The organism is Streptomyces sp. OfavH-34-F (genome assembly GCF_022347745.1).
Lineage (GTDB): Bacteria > Actinomycetota > Actinomycetes > Streptomycetales > Streptomycetaceae > Streptomyces.
The window spans coordinates 1-5,503 of sequence record NZ_JAKRGC010000376.1; the positions used below are offsets into that span (position 1 = coordinate 1).

The window sequence follows — 5,503 nt, forward strand, 5'->3', positions numbered from 1 at the left end:
CGCCGCCTCCGGGCCGGCGGCGGGAACGGGCCCGGAGCCCTCCGCGTCCGCGTCCGCCGGCCCCCGGCCCTCCCGGACCGGCGAGCCGCCCACCGTTCCCACCGACCGACTGACGCCCGCCACCGGCACGTTCACCAGGAAGCAGAAGGAGTACCTCACCGGCCGGGTGCCCGTGGGCACCGACCCGGCGGCGGTACTGCAGACCGGGCAGGAGACCTGCGACCGGCTGGACTACCTGGTCAAGGTGGACCCGGACACGGCGGCCGGTGCCGTCGTGACGGGCGAGGTCGCCGACGCGGCGCCCGCCGTCGCCCATCTGTGCCCCCGGCACAAGGCACTGGCGGACCGGGCCGCGCGCGGCTACGCCGACGGTGTGCACCGGGGCGCGGCGCTGCGGCCCGGCCGCTACCGCGATGTCTCCCCCACCCGCGCCTGTTCCTGGGAGGTGACCGGGCGCGGCGGGAAGGTGCTGGACTCGGGCACCTCGACCGACGGGAAGCGCACCACGCTCACGCTCACCGGGGCGGCACTCGCCTTCACCTCCACCGGCTGCTACGCCTGGCTGCCCGAAGGGGACAACGGATGAACAAACTGCCGATAGCCGTGGCGATCCCCACGAAGAACGAAGGGCTCAACATCGCGGAGGCCGTGCGGTCGGTCATCGACCACTTCGAGGCGGTGGTCGTCGTGGACTCGCACAGCTCCGACGACACGGCGAAGATCGCGGCGGAGTGCGGTGCCGAGGTCGTCCCGTACACCTGGGACGGGGGGCACCCCCGGAAGAAGCAGTGGTGTCTGGACCACGTCCGCACGGACCTGGACTGGATTCTGCTGCTCGACGGGGACGAGCGGCTGAGCCCCGGGCTGCTGGCCGAACTGCGGCAGGTCTTCGCCGATCCGGCCGCGCCGAAACCGGCGGCGTACGACATCCCGCTGGGCTACTGGTTCTCGGGGAAGCGGCTGCGGCACGGCTACACCATCCGCAAACGCTCGCTGACCGACCGGACCCGCTGCCACTACCCGGAGGTGGGCGATCTGGACGCGCCGGGGATCGGCGAGGTGGAGGGGCACTACCAGCCGGTCGCCGAGAGCACGGCGGCGCTGCGCCACCCGATCGAGCACCAGGACCTGGACCCGGTCTCGGCGTGGTTCGAGCGGCACAACCGTTACTCGGACTGGGAGGCGTGGCTGAATCACCATCCGGAGGTCAAGGAACAGGTGCGCCGCGCGAAGTCGCGGCAGGGGCAGATGTTCCACCGGGCGCCGTTCAAACCGCTGGTGTCGTTCGCGTACATGTACGTGTACCGGCGGGGCTTCCTCGACGGGCGCGCCGGGTTCGACTTCGCCCTGGCGATGAGCTTCTACCGCTGGCAGATCGCCCTCAAGTCGCGGGAGAAGCCGATACGCTGACGCCCGGCTTCCTCCGGCGGACCACGTCTTCGTAGGTCCGCCGGAGGGTGCGGGTGACGACCTCGATGGTGAAGTGCCCGTTGACCAGTTCGTAGGCGGCCTTGCCCGCGGCCGCGTTGGCCTCCGGCTCCAGCAGCTCCAGGACCGCCCGCGCGACCTTGTCCGCGTTGGCCGCGTCCTGCCCGACGCGGCTGTCGATCACCCGGCCTGCCCCGGCCCGCGCCACGTCTGGGGCGAGCCCGCAGGTGCGGGTGATGACGGCCGGGGTGCCGACGGACATCGCCTCCAGCACCGAGACGCCCAGGGGCTCCTCGATCGACGGCAGGACGTACACGTCGGCCTCCCGTCCTGCGGCCAGCACCTCCTCGTGGCCGAGGGGACCGACGTGGTCCAGCGCGTCCATGACGCCGAGCCTGCGGGCCAGGTCGAGGGTGCCCGGCAGGGCGCCGGTGTCGGGTCCGGCGAGGACGAAGCGGGCGTCCGGGTGCTCGGCCAGGACGGCGGGCATGGCGGACACGAAGTCCTCCGGGCGCTTGCGGGCCTGGATGCGGGCGAGGAACAGCACGGTCGGCGGGCGGCCGGCGGGCCGGGCGGGCTTGAACTCCTGCGGCCGCACCCCGTTGACCAGGCGCACGGTCCGGGTGAGCGCGACCGGTGCGGCGACGGCGTTGACGTCGAGCCGCTCGGCCTCGGTGAGGTGGAGCACCGCGTCGGCGCGGCGCAGCACCCGGCGCACCCCGAGCAGGTCGGTGAGCTGGGCGACCCGCTTCTCGGTGGGGTCGACCATGCCATGGGTCTGCACGACCAGCGGGGTGCCGGAGGCGAGGGCGAGCAGGGCGGCGGGCAGCGTGACCAGGTCGCGCATCAGATGGACGTGGACGACGTCGGCGCCGCGCATCATGCGGTGGGCGGTGCGCAGCAGGGCGGCGGAGGTGATGCCGCTGACCTCGAACGCGGGCAGCAGGTGGCGGGCCTGGAAGAGGTGGACGGGGACGCCCTCCACCGTGTCGGGCAGGGGGCCGTCGAAGCCGTCGCCGAGCGCCATGATCCTGGCGTCGTCCCCTCCGGCGCGCTGCGCCTTGGAGAGGTTCAGGGCCACCCGTGTCGGCCCGCCGAAGGCGTGGTCGGGCGTGTGCAGCGTGACGATGTGAAGGATCTTCACCAGGGTCTCCCTCGCCCTCGTTCCCGGCCCTCACACCCTAGTCGGCACATCTCCTCACGTGTGGTGATTCGTTAATGTGTGCCTACACAAGCGCCTTTCGGAGACGGGGAGTTGATGGTGTCCGTACACCAGGAGGTACCCCCGCCGCCGGTGCGGAGGAGCGGGCGGCCGGCCGCGCCGCTGTCCTGGTCGATGCTGTCCCGGGCCCTGGCCGTGCCGCTCATCCTCGCCCTGGTGTGTTTCCTGCCGGCGCTGATCGCCGCCCAGCCCGGCGCGGGGCTGCGCGACACGGCGTACTGGTTGCAGCTGGTGCTCACCTGCTATTCGGGGGCGCGGCTGGCCACGATGATCCTCTCCACCCGGCGGCGGCTGCTCCAGGGCGTGTTCTGGATGTTCGTGTACATCGCGATGGGGGTGGCGGCGTTCGCCCAGGCGGTCATCGGCCAGACGCCGACCCCGGTGGTGGGTCCGCGCGGTGACCTGGTGACGGCGGTGGCGCTGGTGCTGGTGGGGTGCGCCGCCTTCGACCTGGGGGCGCTGCTGGCCTCGCGGCGCCCGCTGCGCCCCCGCCGGTGGGGGCGCGGTGACGGCAGGGGGGCGACGGCGCACCCGGTGCGGCTGCGGCTGCTGGTGCTCCTGGCGTTCGCGGCGAGCGGGTACTACGTGCTGAAGCTGGGCGGGCCCGCGGTGTTCTTCTCCAGCCGGCAGGAGATCAGCGCCTCGGTGGCGGAGAGCGGGGTGGCCTCGGGCGGGTCCCAGGTGGGCTCGGCCTTTCTGAAGGGCTTCGGCACGGTGCCGGCGCTGCTGGCGCTGCTGTTCTGCACGCGCGGGCTGGTGACCTCGCGCCGGGCCCGCCGGACGCCGTCCGCGGTGCTGGTCTGGTGTGCGCTGGCGGTGGTCAACCTCGTCGTCAACAACCCGATCTCGAACGCGCGCTACTGGTTCCTCACGGTGCTGGTCTCGCTGCTGTTCACGGCGTTCCCGCGCAGTGCCGCGATGTACCGCTCGGTGCTGGCGCTGGGCGTGATCGGGGCGCTGGTGCTGTTCCCGTACGCGGACCGGTTCCGCTACGACGACGAGGGGTACCGGCCGGTGCAGTCGTCGTCGGTGTTCGAGCCGCTGGCCACGAAGGACTACGACCAGACGGTGATGTTCGCCAACACCGTCACCTGGGTCGGTGCCCGGGGCGGCCACACCTACGGGCGGCAACTGGCGGGGTCCGCCTTCTTCTTCGTACCCCGGTCGGTGTGGAACGGGAAGCCGGAGGACACCGGGGTGCGCGTCGGGCAGTGGATGGGGATGAACATGACCAACCTGTCCGCGCCGCTGTGGACGGAGCTGTGGGTGGACTTCGGCGCGGTCGGCGTGGTCGGCGGGCTGGCGCTGACCGGGTACGTGGCGGCGCGCACCGACCGGCGTTACGTGCGGGCGGTCTCGCGGGACGGACCGGGTTCCGGCAGCGTGCTGGCGATCGCGGCGCCGCTGATCGCCGGCTACACCTTCATCCTGCTGCGCGGGCCGCTGCTCCAGGCGGCCGGGAAGCTGGCGATCGCGGCCCTGTGCCTGGCGATGGTGACCAGTTTCAGGTCCGGGCGGCGTCCGCGCTGACCGGCAGCGGGCTCCGGGTGTCCGCACGGCGCAGCCGGGCCACCCGGACCCAGGTGGCGATCGCCTTGCAGACGGAGCCCAGGCACAGGCCCCAGGCGGCTCCGGGTACCCCCGCGAGGGCGTAGCCGCCGGTGAGGAAGGCGACCGCGGCGAGCGAGAACACCACCTGGATGGCGAGCGTGGTGCGCGGGTCCAGGAGGCGCAGGGCCAGCAGTCCGCAGGTGCCGGCGGCCATCGCCGCGTACTGGCTGCCGGTGGCGGGGAGCAGCGAGGCCGCGGTGGGCCAGGTGGCGCCGAGGAGGTGGCGGCCCAGGGAGTCGGGGAGCAGGGCGAGGGCGGTGGCCCAGGCCGCTGCGGTGAGGGCCAGGACGGCGGCGAGCGCGGCGGTGGCGCGCACCCGGAGCCGGTCGGTGGGGAGGCGGCCCAGCAGCGGGGGGCCGAAGCCGGTGGCGGAGGTGAACAGCACGTTGAGGGGGCCGAAGAGGGTGGTGGCGCCGCGCAGGGCGCCGACGACGAGCGGGTTGCCGACGGCGCCGAGGCCGAGCACGGAGAGCTGCGAGGTGGCGTTGCCGACGCCGAACTCGACGACGAACCGCCGGCCGAGGTGTCCCCTGGCGAGGAACGGCCGCAGGGCGAGGGGGGCGCCGGCCGTTCTGCGGTGCAGGGCTGCGGTGGACAGCAGCAGCGCGGGCAGGGCGGAGAGGCCCCAGACGGCGATCAGCCGGGCGGCCGGTGCCCCGTGGGGTTGGGCGGCGAGGGCGCCGACGACGCAGACCAGCCGCAGCGTGTCGGAGGCCAGCGCCAGGTGCTGGGCGTGCAGGGTGGCGAAGGCGTAGCGGGCGATGTCCTGGCCGAGCACGACGGGCAGCACCAGGCCCAGCGTCATCAGGGCGTCCGCCGTGGAGCCGGGCAGCAGGGCGCAGACGGCGGCGAGGGGCGCGCCGACGGCGGTGGCGGCGAGCAGGGTGAAGCAGCAGGCGGACCGGCAGGCGCCCCGGGTGTCCTCGCCGCCGCCCCGGCGCAGGACGAGCGGCTGGCCGGCGTAGGCGCCGAAGACGCCGAGCAGCACGGTGAAGACGAGGTAGACGGCGGAGAAGCGGGCGAACCCCTCGACGGTGGAGAGCCGGGCGGCGGCGACCAGCACCAGGATGTTGGTGAGGGCCGCCACCCCCTGGTCCGCGACCGAGCAGACGATCGCGGTGCGCGCCCTCATCTGTGGCCGGCGGCGCTGTTGCGGCCGCCGGGTCCGGGTCCGGGCCCGCCGTCCACGGTGCGCAGGCCGAGTGTCTCGGCCGGGTCGCCGGTGAGCCCGGCCGTGTCGGG

At 73.9% G+C, this 5,503-nt stretch carries 5 protein-coding genes; 3 read left to right on the forward strand and 2 right to left on the reverse strand.

From position 1 onward, the window contains the following. A partial coding sequence (locus tag MHW47_RS31330) for a hypothetical protein (RefSeq protein ID WP_239227254.1) occupies positions 1-586 on the forward strand: 586 nt, incomplete at its 5' end. Further along, positions 583-1,410, forward strand: coding sequence for a glycosyltransferase family 2 protein (locus MHW47_RS31335; RefSeq protein WP_239227255.1), 828 nt, complete (start codon positions 583-585; stop codon positions 1,408-1,410). The genes MHW47_RS31330 and MHW47_RS31335, both read left to right, overlap by 4 nt. Here the strand turns inward: MHW47_RS31335 and MHW47_RS31340 are convergent. Beyond that, positions 1,382-2,572, reverse strand: a complete 1,191-nt coding sequence (locus MHW47_RS31340; protein ID WP_239227256.1) for a glycosyltransferase — start codon at positions 2,570-2,572, stop codon at positions 1,382-1,384. The genes MHW47_RS31335 and MHW47_RS31340 overlap by 29 nt on opposite strands. A 114-nt stretch (positions 2,573-2,686) precedes the next feature. Between MHW47_RS31340 and MHW47_RS31345 the strand changes: the two genes are divergently transcribed. After that, positions 2,687-4,180 carry a hypothetical protein gene (locus MHW47_RS31345; RefSeq protein ID WP_374230178.1) on the forward strand — a complete coding sequence of 498 codons (1,494 nt, stop codon included), beginning with the start codon at positions 2,687-2,689 and terminating at the stop codon, positions 4,178-4,180. Here MHW47_RS31345 and MHW47_RS31350 read toward each other — a convergent pair. After that, on the reverse strand, positions 4,155-5,393 hold the full coding sequence (locus tag MHW47_RS31350; RefSeq protein WP_239227257.1) for a hypothetical protein: 1,239 nt from the start codon (positions 5,391-5,393) through the stop codon (positions 4,155-4,157). The genes MHW47_RS31345 and MHW47_RS31350 overlap by 26 nt on opposite strands. Positions 5,394-5,503 lie beyond the last annotated feature (110 nt).